Source organism: Sphingobium sp. 22B (genome assembly GCF_001580035.1).
GTDB classification, from domain to species: Bacteria; Pseudomonadota; Alphaproteobacteria; order Sphingomonadales; family Sphingomonadaceae; genus Sphingobium; species Sphingobium fuliginis.
This window is the reverse complement of the sequence record NZ_LTAB01000001.1, coordinates 36,417-50,171: the sequence shown is the minus strand read 5'-3', so window position 1 is coordinate 50,171 and position 13,755 is coordinate 36,417. Positions and strand designations below refer to the sequence as shown.

Genomic DNA, 13,755 nt, shown 5'->3' with positions numbered 1-13,755 from the left:
TTTTGTGATTCGCGCGACCACCCCCATGCTACTGACGGGCATCCGCGAATTTGAAGGCGTTTCCTGATCAAAAAATCGGCACTGAAATGCCGAAATCGGCATTGAGATGCCGATTCCGGTACTTCAGTGCCGGTTTCGGCATCTCAGTGCCCTGCCCATTGCGGATGCCCGCAAGGTTGGCGCACCACCGGCTCATCCCGACATGGGGCGACGAGGCACAGATCCGATTTCCAGTTTGAGCGTCCACCGCCAACCCATGGAGACCCACACGAGGCGCAATGCTTCGTCATGCATTGGAGACGATGATGATGTCGGCCAATCAACCGGCGATCGTGGCTGGACTGTTCCTGTCCGGCCTGATCGCGAACCCATGCGGAGCGGCGCACCCAAGCGCCGGAACTGCGGCAGCGCTCCCGTTGGGGCATCTCGACATAGCGCAGGCGAACGGAGATTTCTTCATTCGCGCAGACGCCACTTCCCCAGTCGAACCGCGTCGTTCGTTGCAGCTGGGCTCCAGGGTCAGGATTGATGCGGACCTGCTGAACTCCCCCGCTTTGCCCCTGAAGGAGATAGCCCGATGAAGAGGCCTTCCCGCAATCTTTCCGCAGTCCTCACCTGCGCCACCTTCCTCCTTCCCGGTGCTGCGATGGCACAGCCGCAACCGGGCGAACCGGCGGACCTTGCCGCGGCAGCCCGCGCCGCCGAACAGAGCCTTCATCAGAGCTTTGCCAATCTTCAGTTCGAGGATTTCGGGCCGGCGCCGGTCAAGGGCCCGCTGTTCCAGGCGAGCGCCGGCGGCCGCATCCTCTATTATGCGCCGCAGAGCGACCATCTGCTGTTCGCCACCATTTACGACAAGAACGGCGTCAATCTGACCGCCCTCGCCCAGGATGCGAGCGCGCAAAAAAAGTTGGGCGCGCTCGAGCCTTCCCAGGCGCTCACCATCGGACCGCCGGGCGCGCCGACCGTCATCGAGTTCACTGATCCCGACTGCCCCTATTGCCGCGCGCTCGATCGCTTCTGGGCGGCGAAGGCCGCCGAAGGAAAGCCGGTACGTCGGCAAATCTATTTCGTGAGCGGCATCCACCCGCAAGCCGCGTCCAAGGCCGAGCATATCCTCTGCTCGAAGGATCAGGCTGGCGCCTTCCGCGCCACTTATGCCGGAGAGGCGCCAAAACCGCTCGCCACCTGCAAGGAGGGCGCGGCACGCGTCGCCGCCAATGCGCAGGCCGTCAAAGCCATGGGCATATCGGGGACGCCGACCCTCATCCTTGATGGCCGCGCCATCTCCGGCTTCCAGCAGGCCGAGATCGAGGCCTGGCTCGATGAGAAGCGGGCGCCAAAAAAGCCACCCAGCTGATTTCCCCCAAATTTGGCGGGCTCACGGCGACGGACGAACAAGCGCCCGTTCCCTGAGCAACAGATGCCGGCGACAGGGCCCCGTTTCCAAGGAGCCACCCATCCCTTCGCTGGCCGTCAACGATTCTCATGTCGGTGCCGGCAGGCATTTTCATGGGGAGGCTCCTTATTGCCTGGAGAAAAGCCATGCTCAAACTTGCCTCACTGCCTGCCCAATCCCGGAACCGGATGCGCAGCCTCTCGTTTGCGTTGGCCGATGCCGTGGGAACCCTGCTTATCGCGATGACCCTGGCATCGGCCGCCCACGCCTTCCAGGCGCCGGCCGCCGGCGACCTTGGCTACGATATCTACGACATCGTGGTGAACCAGGGGGTGAAAGGGCCGCTCGGCTTCGTGGGCGGGGTGGCCGCCTTTCTGTTCGGGGTCAGCCGTCTCTTTTCCAACATCATGATCGGCATCCCGACGATCGTCGCCGCCGTCTGCCTGATCCGGGCGGATTCCATCCTCCAGACCTTCGGCATGATGGTCTGAGAGCCGCCTGAAACAGGGACTGGCGTGGATCTCATGTTCCGGGTCCACGCCGGATACGGGGAGCGGATGGTCGCTCCTTGTAACAATCACGCCTGGTCGAGGCGTGATGAAGCAAGGGAGAAGGACGTGGACGAGAGACTTCCCCAATTTCTGCACAAGCCGGTCCAGATACTCTGGTTCGACGCGCAGGAGTTCATCGTCGTGGTGTCCACCATCTTCGTCGCCGTCATCGTCGGCGGATATGTGGGCTGGTCGCTCCTCGGCGTCCTTCTCCTCTTCATTCCCTGGAAGCGGACCAAGCCGCGCGGCTTCATGCCCCATCTCGCCTGGCGCTGGGGGCTGCTCAAGCTCCCCCGCTACCCCGGCCCGACCCAGACCCGCTTTTGCGAGTGAGGTATCCCATGTTCGGCAGATCATCCGCCCGAGAGCCCAGCGACCCCTTGCTGGATAAGCCCTCCAGCTTCGGCATCCATCGCTATCTCCAGGGCTCATCCAACCTCTTCGAGGAGAACCGCCTCCTCAAATTCTCGATCGCGGGCCTGTTCGGCATCACCGCGGTCCTGGGGATCGCCCTCTATACGACGAGCCAGAACCAGCGCACGATCGTGGTCCCCTTCGGCGCCGGCGGCGATCTCTATGTGACGGGTGGCAAGCCCTCGCCCGCCTATCTACGCACCATGACGCGCAATATCGTGGCGCTTTCGGGCACCTATTCCGCGCTGTCGGCCGACCGGCAATTTCAGGAACTGCTCAGTATCGTCCACCCCACCGCCTATAATGGCATCCGCGACAGCCTGAACGCGATCCTCGACGAGCTCGCCAACAATCCGACGCTCTCGATCGCGACCTATATCCGGCCCGACCAGCCTGTCACCTGGACCGACCGCCAGATCCTGGTGCCGGTCGAAAAGGTGCGCGTCATCGGCGGCGTCATCCGCAAGTTCCGGGGCAATCTGCGCATCCGTTACACAATCGATGCCGGCCGATTCTGGCTCCTGTCTCTAGCCGAGGAAAATTTCGATGCCGAACTTCGGTAAGCGCCTTTGCGCGCCCGCGGCGCTCATCACCGCCTGTCTTCCTGTCCCGACATTCGCGCAAACCATCATGGCTCTGCCCGACCAGACCAGCAGCATCCGCCTCTCCAACCGGGACATCAATCATCTCGTCTGCCAGGGCGGCGAGATTGAGGACGTCAAATTCTCCGCCGAAAAAGCGATCGCGGTCGAGAAGGCCGGGGCCGACGCCTGGGTCAAATTCCTCGTCAAGGAAAGCGATGATGCGGGCCAGGTGACCCGCAGCTATGTGACGGCCCCTTCGGAATTCTTCGTGACCTGCAACGGCGCGAGCTATCCGCTCTATGCCGAGCCCTCGGACATTCCTGCCCAGACCGTGACGCTTGCGCCCGGCGCCAGCCAGCGCGCCCGCGCCAATGGCGAATTGCTGGGGCCGCTGGTCGAGGAAGAGCGCGCCGTCTCCATCACCCTCTCGATGCTCCAGGACCAAGTGCCGGCCAGCTTCACCGAGGTTGCCGTTTCGCCAAGGCTGCTTGCGCTCAGCGCCGCGCCCGCGATCCGCATTACCGAGCGCCGCCGCATCGCAATCGAGGGCACGGGGCTTTCGGCTTCGGAATATTGGATCGAGGCGAGCGCCGATACCGAGATTGACGAGCGGCTGTTCCTTGGCACTGCGATGGGCGCACGCATCTTCAGCGTCACCCTCGATCGCCTGTCTCTCCGCGCCGGCGAGAGCGCACGGCTCATCCTGCTGCGCCGGGGAGAAGCGCTGTGAGTGGCGCCGACGACAAAACCCCCGGCAACACAGGTGCCGGTAGCGGTGATCCCGCTTCGCCTGCGCCCCCCCAGCGGAGACATGCCGGGATGCAGGGCTATTCCCGCCCGCCCAAGAAGGAAGGCCTTGGTGACAACGCAAAGGACGGCGGCGCGCAGAATGGAGGTCGCGGCCCCGCGCTCCTCGACCTGAAAGCCCGCTGGGCGAGTCTGAGCGCCAAGCAGCAGCTGCGCGCCCGGCAGGCCGGCGTCGGCGTGGTGATCGCGATGTTCGGCTACGGCCTCTACACGGCCTCGACGGGATCGAAGGACGAAGCGCCGACAGCACCAGCCGCCTCCCGTCTCGACATGGGCGCGGGCCTTCGCGGTGACAGCCTCGAGACCAAGGTGCGGGGCGATCTCAAGAAAATCCTCGATGGCCAGGCGCTGCTGGGCGACCGGGTCACCGCGATCGAGGAGGGCAAGATCGCCCCGGGCGCGCGCTCCTCGACGGACGCGGCGGAAGGCGACCTGCCGAGCGCCATGCCCGGCGACATCCCGGCCTTCCCGCCAAGCCCCAGCGCGCATGAGCTGGAAAGCGCCGACGGCAGCCTGCCACCGCCACCCGTGCCGTCTGCCCGTCCCGCGCCGCCCGCCCCGCCGGTCGAGCGCCAGGTCGGCTCGATCGGAACGGCAACCGCCGCGCTCACCGCCGACGCGGGCGACAAGGGGGCAACAAGCGTTAAAAAAAAGACCCGGACGATCTATTTGCCGCCTGGTTTCATGAAGGCGCGGCTGCTGACCGGGATCGACGCGCTGGCGAGCCGGGACGCGACCTCGAACCCGGAACCGCTGATCGCCCGTGTCCAGGCGCCCGCCGTGCTGCCCAATGATGTCAAGGCGAACCTTTCTGGCTGCTTCGTCATCGGCAATGCGACCGGCAGCCTCGCCAAGGAGCGGGTCGAGGTCCAGCTCGTCTCCCTCTCCTGCGTCGATTTCGACGAACGCTCGGTGGTCGATCAGCCGATCAAGGGCTTCTTCGTCGACACCGACGGGAAGAAGGGGCTGTCGGGCCGGGTCGTCACCCGCGCCGGGGCCGCGCTCGCCCGCAGCTTCATTGCCGGCACGATCTCAGGCATGAGCCAGAGCGTCGAAAACACCTTTGGCGATACCTCGGTCTCCGCGCTCGGCACCGTCCGGTCGCTCGACGCCAGCGATGCGGCCAAGTCCGGCATCGCCGGCGGCCTTTCCAAGTCCTCCGACAAGCTCACCGACTTCTATCTCGATCTCGCGCGCCAGGCCGGTCCCATCGTCGAGGTGGGCGCCGCCAAGGATGTGGTCGTGGTGATCCAGGAAGGCGTCGCCCTCGAGATCAAACCGACAGCGGGGAGCAAATTCTGATGCGCCCGCGCCTCACACAAGGAGACACGCCCATGCCGCTACTCTCTTTCTCGTCAGCTTCACCCCTGCGCCGCGCCGGCGCCCCGCTGCTGATCCTTGCATCCCTGCCGGCCTGCACCGCCATCGGATCGGTCATGTCGCCCTACCCGGAAAAATTCAGCTGCAAGAATAGCGACCATGGCCAGTGCATCCACCCCGAGCGCGCCTATGAGGATGCGGTCGCCGGCGCGGTGTCGCGGTCCGATCCCAATGTCACGAACGACAAGAAGATCCTGAAAGGCAGCGCTGCTGCCGCGTCCCACGGATCGACGGGACGCGCCCGGGGCAAGGCCGCCACGCCCTATCTTGGCTATCGCGACAGCGTCTATCGCGAGCTTCAGGGCCTGGTCGAGGCGCCGGTGACGCCGATGCTGCGCCCCGGCCGCACGATCCGCACGCTCATCCTCCCCTATGCCGACCGGGAGCGGCCCGACCGTCTCTATATGCCGCGCTATGTCTATTCGATCCTCGACAAGCCCCAATGGGTGGTCGGCGATTATCTGGTGACCCCCGTCAATCCCGCGGCCCGCGTACCCGTTCTCGAACAGGTGAAAGCCAAGCCCGCGCCCATGGAGACGAGCGACCTTCCCGCGTCGCCACAGGAACAGCCACAGGAGTCGGGCCGATGAGGGCGCCCGGCACCCGCCATGGCGGCGGCATGACCTTCGAGCGGCTGCGCCAGAGCGTCTCGCGCGATGCCTATTCCGACTTTCTGCCGATGGTCGCCTGGGTCGAGGAAGAAGAGGCATTTCTCTGCATCGACGATGGCTGGGGCCAGGCCTGGGAACTCATCCCGTCGGCCTATCTTTTCGCCCATGTCCATCAGGCGCTGCTCGGCCTCCTCAATATCCACTTCGCGCCGGGCACCGTCGTCCAGCTTCACTGTTTTGCCGATCCGCTGATCGACGACGCGCTCGACGCCTTCCTGGATCTCAAATCCCGGCCCGATCCGTTGATCCAGGCCTCGGCGCGCCGGACCCGCGATTATCTCCGCGAAGGGACGCAGGGGCTTGATGCCCTCCACGGCATTCCGCTGCGCAATTTCCGCCTGCTCCTCTCGATCAAGACGAGGAAGCCGCTCGGGGCCGACCTGCGCCGTCAAATCGAAGAGCAGCTCTCCAAGCTCGGCATCGCCCGCCTCGCGCCCGAAGCGCTGGTCACCTTCTATCGCCGCATCTTCAACGGCGTGTTCTCGGCGGCTCCGGGTGTTTTCGCCCGCGGCAGCGAGGATATGCCCGCGCGCCCGGTGCGCAAACAACTGATCGATGCCGGCCCCGATCTCGTCTTCGATGGCCCCGAACTGTTCCTCGGCGACCAGGTCGCGCGCTGCCTGACACCCAAGTCGCCGGCCCGGCGCGTCACCGCCGAGCGCTGCAACCGCCTCCTGGGCGGAATGCGTGGCGCATCCGAGGACAGTGACCAGATAGGCGGCCCCTTCCTCTACACACTCAACATCCTCTTCGATCATTCGAGCTTCGAGATCCACAAGCGCGCGCAGATCCTCTCCGCGCAAAAGGCCGCCGGCAGTTTCGCGGTCGAGGTGGGCAAGCAGATCGAGGAAATTGGCTGGGTACTCGACGAGGCGGGCAACAGCCGCTTCGTCTCGGTGATCCCGGTCATCTGGGTCTTCGGTCGGGACAGCGCGCAGGCCCGCGAGATGGCGGCGCGCGCCAAGCGCCTCTGGGAAAGCGAACCGCTCCCCTGGATGATGCAGGAGGAGAGCTATCTCAATCCCGTGCTGCTGCCGATGGCCCTGCCCTTCGGCTTCTATCCCGACCGGCGCACGGTCAAGATGCTGGAGCGCGATCTGCCCATGCCCGCCAAGGCGGCGACGCTGCTGGCTCCGGTGCAGACCGACTTTCGCGGCGGGGGCCGCCCCGCCCTCCTCTATGCCGGGCGCAAGGGCCAGCTTATCACGCTCGATCTCTTCGACCCGCGCATCAACAATTATAATTTCATCGTCTCGGCCGAGAGCGGCGCAGGGAAGAGCTTCCTGCTCAATAACCTCTGCCAGCAATATTATGCGCAAGGCGCGCTCATCCGCATCATCGATATCGGCGGAAGCTACGCCAAGCTCTGCACCCTTTGCTCCGGGCGATATATCGACATTGGCGAGGAGCATCTCGTCCTCAATCCCTTCGACATGGGATTCGCGCTCGACGGCGACGATCGCCAGTCGGCCATCTCCATGGCGGTCGCGATCGTCGCGGAAATGGCCAATGCCGCAACTCGCAAGGGCGTCAGCACGTCGGAATGGAACCTGCTCAAGTCCGCGGTCCAGTGGACGATCGACAGCGGACGGGCCGAGGCTGGCATCGATGCGGTCCGTGACTGGCTGGGCGCCTATCCCGCTTATGCAACAAGCGATCTCGACAAAGTCGATCACCTCATCCCTACCGCCCGCGAACTCGCCTTCAACCTGCGCGATTTTGCCAGTTCGGGCGCCTATGGCCATTATTTCAACGGCCCCTCGACCTTCGACATTTCCGCCGACGAGTTCGTCGTGCTTGAGCTTGAGCGCCTCAAGGCCATGCCCGATCTCTTCAACGTGATCGTGATGGTGGTGGTGAACGCGGTCACCCAGGAGCTTTATCTTTCCGCACGCGACCGGCCCCGCTTTGTCCTGTGCGATGAAGCTGCCCAGTTCATGACCCGCACCGACGGGCAGGATCTTTCCCGCCTCGCCGAGGTCTTCGGTCAGGGCTACAGGCGCGCGCGCAAATATCAGGGGAGTTTTGGCGTCGTCCTCCAGTCGATGAACGACCTGCTGCTGTTCGGCGGCACGGGACAGGTGATCCTCGAAAATGCCGCCACCCGCTTCCTCCTCCAGGGGTCGACCTATGACCGGGCCGTCGAGAACAAGATCCTCGATTATTCGGGCTTCGTCCTCGATCTCCTGAAATCGGTCCGCAACAACAAGCCCAATTACTCCGAAGTCTTCATCGACTCGCCGCTGGGTCTGGGCATCGCCCGGCTCGTGGTCGATCCCTTCTCCTATTGGATCAACACCAGCGCGCCGCAGGAGGTGGCGGCGTTCGAGGCGCGGCTGCGTAGCGGAAGATCGCCGCTCGAAGCGATTTGCGACCTGGCAGGCGTCGAAGCGACCGAGATCCTTGGGTCTACCCTCAACGGGGAGGCGCTGTGATGAGCAAGCCCTCCACCGACAGGAGCCATCCCCGGTTCGAGTTTGAACCCGATCCGGCGCTCGAAGCTTTCATCGAGCGGCGCGCCGCCGCCAAGGCCGAAGCGCAGGCGCTCTACTGGCGCTTCCGCCTGATCACGATCGAGACGATGATGCTGGGGCTGCTCGTCGGCGCCGCGGGTCTCGCGCTCCATCAGCCGCCCCTCCTCGTCTTTCGCGCCGCCGTCATGGTCGCCGCCGGCTGCTTTGCGAGCGGCATCCTTCTCATTGGCCTCACCGGCGCGATCGACAAGGGGATCATGCGCTTGCGTGCCTGGTGGCGGGCAAGATGAGAGGCATCCTTGACCCCGCACCTGCGCCCGGACCGATCCGCCTGCTGGTGGGAACGCAGCTCATGCTGCTCGTCCAGACGATGCTGGTGTTCGACGCGGCGGACGGCCTTCCGGCCAGCCTCAAGGCCTATCTGCTCGCGTGCGGCGTCCTTGGCGCCACCGCCCTCATCTGCGCCATCCGCGGCGAGAACGGACAAGGCGAACCCTGGTGGAGGCGGCGCCATGGACATTGAGCCGCGCTATCCCCATCGCGCCCGCCATGCGCTGATCGGCGCGCTGATGCTCGCCCTTGCCTGCCATGAGCCGGCGATGGCCGCGACCTCCACGATCGGCCGAACCTGGCCGATCGCCGAGCCCGACGCCATGGCGGAGATCGAGGCCCGCGCTGCCAGGGCGCCTAGCCTTGCTTCCCGGCTCGGCCCACGCTCGAACTGGTCGGCGCTCCAGGCGGCGCCATTGAGGCAGGCCAGGGTCGACCGCGTCCGCAGCCTCGTCCCTTTCTATACTGTGGAGGAGGATATCCGCCTGCCCGATGGCCGATTGCTTTACCCCAAGGGCTTCACCTTCAACCCGCTCGACTATGTGTCGTTGCCCCAGCGCCTCGTCATCGTCCATCCCCGTGATCTCGGCTGGGCGCTGAAGCAGGCGCGCTTTACCGATTTCATCCTGCTTACCGCGGGCGATGCGCTCGACCTGTCCGAGCGCAGCGGGCGGCCGCTCTTCATTTTGGAGGAACGGGTCAAGGAACGGCTCGGCCTTACTGTCGCGCCGGTGATCGTCGCCCAGCAGGGCAAAAAGCTCGTGCTTTCCGAATATGCTCTCAACAGCCGCCTCGCGCCTGAAGGAGCGGCGAGATGACCCCCATGAACGAAGCGCTCAGCGATAGGCTACGGGATGTCCAACAAGGCGTGAATTCTCGCGACAGGAAGGTGAAGCCGCAGCGGAATGTCGGGCAAGGGCTGGAACCCGTACCGCATGTAGAGTTGCTTGCGCTTCTCGACCTTCGCCGGGTCACCACAGTCAAGAATATCAAGCAGCACGACCGCGATGCCGACGTCCCTGGAGGCACGGCCAATTCTTTTGAGTGCATCGGCGAGGAGAAGGCTTCCAAGGCCCTTTCCCTGATGCCGGGCGTCGATAGCGATCATCGATATGAAAGCTGCCGGTATCTGACCATGGCCCGGCCTGCTGCGCGTGAAGGATGCGGGCAGATGCCCATAATCGACGCTGTGTGCATTGAGGGTGTAGAAGCCGATCAGTTCCCCGTCCGGCGACAACAGCACAAAGGCCCGGACATTATCCGCCCGGGCCAGTTTGCCAGCCGTCTTGCGCAGATAATTGTCGACCTGTTCGATGCCGGACGCAAAAATAGCGCGATCATGCCGCGCAGGATCGAGCGGCTCGATCACCATTCCCTTTTCAATCACGAAAGTGCGCTCTTACCGGCTTTCGATCATCTGGTCGTGACGCGCGAAGGCATCCCGCAAAGCCTCCGAGGGCGGGACAGGATTTTCAAGCGCGTTGAGGATCGCATCATAATCCTTTCGGCTCACGATCGTCCGCTCATGGGTCTGGATGGTTTCCAGCGCCGCCTTATAGGCCGCGTTCATCACGAAGGCGGAGTCATCCACGCCGCACCAGGCGGCGGCCTGCTGGATCGCCTGCTTGATATGAGGCTTGGTCCGAAAATTCATGCGGACCGTGCTGCGTTCGTTGACCGCAGCCGCCACGTCCTCAAACGCTTGCATCGCCAAAACCTCGTCATTCCTGTCTATCGCAATATGTACGCCTTTAAGGCGCACATTTCAAGTTTGATCAAAGGACTTTCTCGACGCCGGGCGAGGCTGATCCTCTTCACGCGCATCGCTCCGCTCGCACTGGCGCTGGCCGCCGGCGGCACCTCCGCGCCCGCCCACGCCTCCAAATGCGAAGCCGGCACCATCTTCAATCCGATCACCAAGGTACGGTGGAACTGTATCTTCCCGATCACCATCGGCGGCGTGCGGGTGGGCAGTTTCGACAAGCTCGACAAGGAGCTAGATGCCCAGTCCGCGTCCAAGCCGCTTTGCGCCTGCCGCAAGGGCGCGACCTTCTGGTTCGGCGTGAAGGTGAGCTTCTGGTCGCCCAACCGGATGATCGACGTCGTGACCGAGCCGGGATGCATGATGGCGATCGGCGCCGATCTCCTCCCCACCGGCGGCAGGCTTCAGGGCAGCCAGTCCTCGATCGCCGACGGCACCAACAGCCAGAAGATGTTCGCGCAGATGCACTATTACATCTCGCCGGTCTGGAAGATGCTCGACATGTTCACCGACCTCCCCTGTATCGAGGATGACGGGTTCGACGTCGCCATGATCACCGAAGTGCTGCCGACCTGGCAATCGGGAACGCTGGGCGCGATCATCCAGCCCGAAGGCATTCTCTTCGGCAATCCCGCCGCGGGTCTTGCCTGCATGGCCGACAGCGCCGCGGCCGCCGCGGGAAAGGTCATCGACCCGCTCTTCTGGTGCATGGGGAGCTGGGGCGCCACCTATCCGGTCGCGGGCGACATCCATTTTGGCGACAGCGTCGAGGCCTGGGCGGGTCTTGCTGCCAGAGGCACGTTCATGATGGGGCGCCTGGGTGCGCTCACCATCAGTTCTGCCGACGGCTGCTCCTTCAAGGCCCAGCCGATCTGGACCAAGAGCCGCTACAAGCTCCAGATCATGGAACCGGTCAAGGGCGGCAAGTGCGTCAATATCGGACGTCCCGGCGCGCTCTGGTCCTCGGCCAAACATGCGCCAGGTAAGGACAATGCCCAGTTCATGTCCTTTGAAAAGGTGATCTGCTGCGCGGGGGTGTCCACCCCATGAGCCAGACCCTTCCCCCCTGTCCCACAGCGGCCCGCCTTCCTGCCCGGTCTGCCCGCCAAGGCCATGTTGGCCCGGTCGGCCGCTACGTGGGCGGAGCGGCACCGTCGCCATCCGGCGCCGCTCCATCATCCGATTCTTCCCGTGCGGCTTTGGAAACGCACGGGGAGAAGGTCAGCACGGCCAGATGTACCCCCGGCGAGCGAGGATACCCCCCTCTGCCTGAATCCTCGCCCGCTTTGGCCGTGCTGACCATCAACGACGGAAAGGCCGCCTTCCAATGCCTGTCGGCACCACCCGACATGGTCGGGCTTTGCCCCCTTTTCCGGCTCCGCGCCGTGAATCGCTCTCGCCCACGTGAGGAAGAAGCATGAGGTGGCCCTTCTCCCCCTCGCTCGCGATACTGGCAGCGCTGAGCGTCCAATCGGCCTTCGCGCAGGACATGGACGCGAGAGCGCGGGCAGCGGCGGCGGCCTCGCGGGCCAAATCCGGCGACAGCGATGCGATCAGCAACAATTATCTGACGCCAGGTCTCGCCAATCAACCTGTCAGCACGGTCGACAATAGCCGCAGTTTCACACCCAATCTCGCCTGTCAGCAGAGCGCCACCATGCTTGAAATGCTGGTTCAGCCCGGCACCACCGGCGACATCACCCATCTCTCCATTTCCCGCGACAAGGATCTCGACGGCGCGTTCGACCAGGTCCTGACCCTCCCGGTCCCAGTGTCGGGAATCTGCGCCAACGGCGTCATCTCCTGTTCGCCCGGAAGCTGGAACCAGTGCCAGAGTTTCAAATGGGATGTCGGCGGTAGCGGCGACCTCAAGCTCAGCCAGGTCGACATGCCCGATCTGTCGGGTTGCTATTGCATCAATGCAAGCTGCGGCGCGAACCTGGTCGCAGGCAATCTCCCCTCGGTCCTGAAGGATCTGGGTGGCGGGGTCATCGGGGCGCTGACGACCGCCGATCCCCGGATCGCGGTGGCGCAGGCCAGTATCGACGGCCCGGCCATCCGCTATGTCGGCGCGCAGACGACCGCCTGCACCTCTTCGCCTGCGGTGTCCGCGACGAGCTATCGCGCCAATCCAACCGCGATCAGCGGCGACGCCTATGCCGCCTCGCAGGCAAATTCGGTCTTCACCGCACTGGCGGCCTCGCCGGCGGGGAACGGCAAGGCGGAGGAAACGCGGTCCTGCACGATCGAGCGCGAGATCAACGTCAAGGCCTGGGATTTCACCGACATCGTCTCGGCCAGTGGCTCGATCACCTCGACCAGCAGTTGCGGCACGGGATGCCTCCGCTTCCAGATCCGGGGTGCGGGGAGCTGCGGCAGCAATCCGCCCGTCTATACCGTCACCTTTAGTCCGTTGCTGCCCAGCCGGATCGTCTCGGCGCGGATCATCGAGATGGGCGCGGACGACTGGGTTCAGGGCCGGATCAATGGTCAGGTCGTGGGCTCGGCGGGCAAGCGCCTCTGGACGGGCGATGGCCTGCCGTCTGGCGACTGCCGGATCAGCGATGATCCCTGGTATAATCGCACGCCCATCGATTTTACCGACAGGCTCAAGTCCGGCGCGACGTCCGTCAGCGCGCGGGTGCGCGGCGGGGGTGGCGGCAATTGGGGCTACGTCACCGTCGAGATCCAGGTCGACACGAGCTGCGAGGTGAGCGAGCGGCTGGTGGATCTCTGCGCGGGCTATGCCAGCGATCCCGCCTGCCGCCTGACCCAGGAAGATATCGACGGCGTGCAAACGGTCCGCAATGGCGTCGTCACGGGCCTTAAACCCCTGCCCCTCACCCGGTTATTCGGCACCGGCAGCTGCACCTTTCAATATGGCCGCGACTTCTTCCTGCGCACGCGCCGCTATGCCTGCGTCGTCGACACAACGGGAACAGCGCAGCCCGATCTCAGCCGGGCAACCTATATCATCGACCATTCGACCGAGACGATGCTCGCCGACCAGACCCGGAGCAGCGATGGCGCCCTCGTCCAGTCGACCCGCGCGTTCGCGCTCCCCGACCGTCCGGCGGTCGCGGCCTGCGAGTCCATCTGCAAGACCCGCGCGGCCAGCGCCAATAGCGGCGTCGCCCCGGCGGGGCTCGTGGCGGAAAAGCAGAATCTGCCCGTTGGCTGGGACAGCCTTTATCATGTCTGTTCGGCCGACAATGTCTGCCCGCTGGGCGACGGCGAAGAGATCGTCTCACCCTGCGGCTGCCTCGATGATTTTCCCGAGGCGGTGGTGATGATGCAGACGGTCCGGCTAGCAGGCTCGGACCTTGCCTGCACGGCGGTGGCGCGATGACCCGCCGGCTCGCCTTCAGCCTGGCGCTCGCTTG

Annotated in this window: 15 protein-coding genes; 13 read left to right on the top strand and 2 right to left on the bottom strand. The window is 64.6% G+C overall.

Annotation, left to right across the window (positions count from 1 at the left end; all coding sequences use genetic code 11):
- Positions 1 to 577: 577 nt before the first annotated feature.
- The 11 genes from A0J57_RS00240 (at position 578) to A0J57_RS00190 (ending at position 9,428) form a co-directional block, all read left to right on the top strand.
- Positions 578 to 1,360, top strand: a complete 783-nt coding sequence (locus A0J57_RS00240; protein WP_044662129.1) for a DsbC family protein — start codon at positions 578 to 580, stop codon at positions 1,358 to 1,360.
- Between the two features lie 185 nt (positions 1,361 to 1,545).
- Complete coding sequence (locus A0J57_RS00235) at positions 1,546 to 1,890, top strand: hypothetical protein (protein WP_044662128.1); 345 nt, start codon at positions 1,546 to 1,548, stop codon at positions 1,888 to 1,890.
- 126 nt (positions 1,891 to 2,016) lie between these two features.
- Entirely contained in the window at positions 2,017 to 2,283 is a 267-nt protein-coding gene (locus tag A0J57_RS00230) for a type IV conjugative transfer system protein TraL (RefSeq protein WP_044662127.1), read from the top strand.
- Between the two features lie 8 nt (positions 2,284 to 2,291).
- A complete protein-coding gene (locus tag A0J57_RS00225) occupies positions 2,292 to 2,927 on the top strand; it encodes a TraE/TraK family type IV conjugative transfer system protein (protein WP_044662126.1) in 636 nt (211 codons plus the stop codon).
- Complete coding sequence (locus A0J57_RS00220) at positions 2,911 to 3,678, top strand: type-F conjugative transfer system secretin TraK (protein WP_044662125.1); 768 nt, start codon at positions 2,911 to 2,913, stop codon at positions 3,676 to 3,678. The genes A0J57_RS00225 and A0J57_RS00220 overlap by 17 nt, the downstream gene beginning before the upstream one ends.
- Before the next feature lie 89 nt (positions 3,679 to 3,767).
- Positions 3,768 to 5,057: a TraB/VirB10 family protein gene (locus A0J57_RS00215; RefSeq protein ID WP_044662124.1), complete on the top strand. Its 1,290-nt coding sequence runs from the start codon at positions 3,768 to 3,770 to the stop codon at positions 5,055 to 5,057.
- Positions 5,058 to 5,089: 32 nt separating this feature from the next.
- Positions 5,090 to 5,725: a TraV family lipoprotein gene (locus A0J57_RS00210; RefSeq protein WP_044662123.1), complete on the top strand. Its 636-nt coding sequence runs from the start codon at positions 5,090 to 5,092 to the stop codon at positions 5,723 to 5,725.
- Positions 5,722 to 8,241, top strand: a complete 2,520-nt coding sequence (locus A0J57_RS00205; protein WP_061934585.1) for a TraC family protein — start codon at positions 5,722 to 5,724, stop codon at positions 8,239 to 8,241. Before A0J57_RS00210 ends, A0J57_RS00205 begins: the two co-directional genes overlap by 4 nt.
- Positions 8,241 to 8,570: a hypothetical protein gene (locus A0J57_RS00200; RefSeq protein WP_044662121.1), complete on the top strand. Its 330-nt coding sequence runs from the start codon at positions 8,241 to 8,243 to the stop codon at positions 8,568 to 8,570. Before A0J57_RS00205 ends, A0J57_RS00200 begins: the two co-directional genes overlap by 1 nt.
- Complete coding sequence (locus A0J57_RS00195; RefSeq protein ID WP_044662120.1) at positions 8,567 to 8,803, top strand: hypothetical protein; 237 nt, start codon at positions 8,567 to 8,569, stop codon at positions 8,801 to 8,803. Before A0J57_RS00200 ends, A0J57_RS00195 begins: the two co-directional genes overlap by 4 nt.
- Positions 8,793 to 9,428 (top strand): conjugal transfer protein TraW, encoded by a 636-nt coding sequence (locus tag A0J57_RS00190; protein WP_044662119.1) that lies wholly within the window; start codon positions 8,793 to 8,795, stop codon positions 9,426 to 9,428. The genes A0J57_RS00195 and A0J57_RS00190 overlap by 11 nt, the downstream gene beginning before the upstream one ends.
- Positions 9,429 to 9,457: 29 nt before the next feature.
- Here A0J57_RS00190 and A0J57_RS00185 read toward each other — a convergent pair whose 3' ends face one another.
- Together A0J57_RS00185 and A0J57_RS00180 are read right to left on the bottom strand one after the other, a co-directional pair.
- Positions 9,458 to 9,982 carry a GNAT family N-acetyltransferase gene (locus tag A0J57_RS00185; RefSeq protein ID WP_044662118.1) on the bottom strand — a complete coding sequence of 175 codons (525 nt, stop codon included), beginning with the start codon at positions 9,980 to 9,982 and terminating at the stop codon, positions 9,458 to 9,460.
- A 27-nt stretch (positions 9,983 to 10,009) separates the two neighbouring features.
- Entirely contained in the window at positions 10,010 to 10,318 is a 309-nt protein-coding gene (locus A0J57_RS00180; protein WP_044663129.1) for a DUF1778 domain-containing protein, read from the bottom strand.
- A 129-nt stretch (positions 10,319 to 10,447) separates the two neighbouring features.
- Between A0J57_RS00180 and A0J57_RS00175 the strand changes: the two genes are divergently transcribed.
- A complete protein-coding gene (locus A0J57_RS00175) occupies positions 10,448 to 11,422 on the top strand; it encodes a TraU family protein (protein WP_235600764.1) in 975 nt (324 codons plus the stop codon).
- Between the two features lie 367 nt (positions 11,423 to 11,789).
- The gene (locus A0J57_RS00170) at positions 11,790 to 13,721 is read left to right on the top strand and encodes a hypothetical protein (protein WP_044662117.1); all 1,932 of its coding nucleotides are present in this window, start codon (positions 11,790 to 11,792) and stop codon (positions 13,719 to 13,721) included.
- The last annotated feature ends 34 nt before the right edge of the window (positions 13,722 to 13,755 follow it).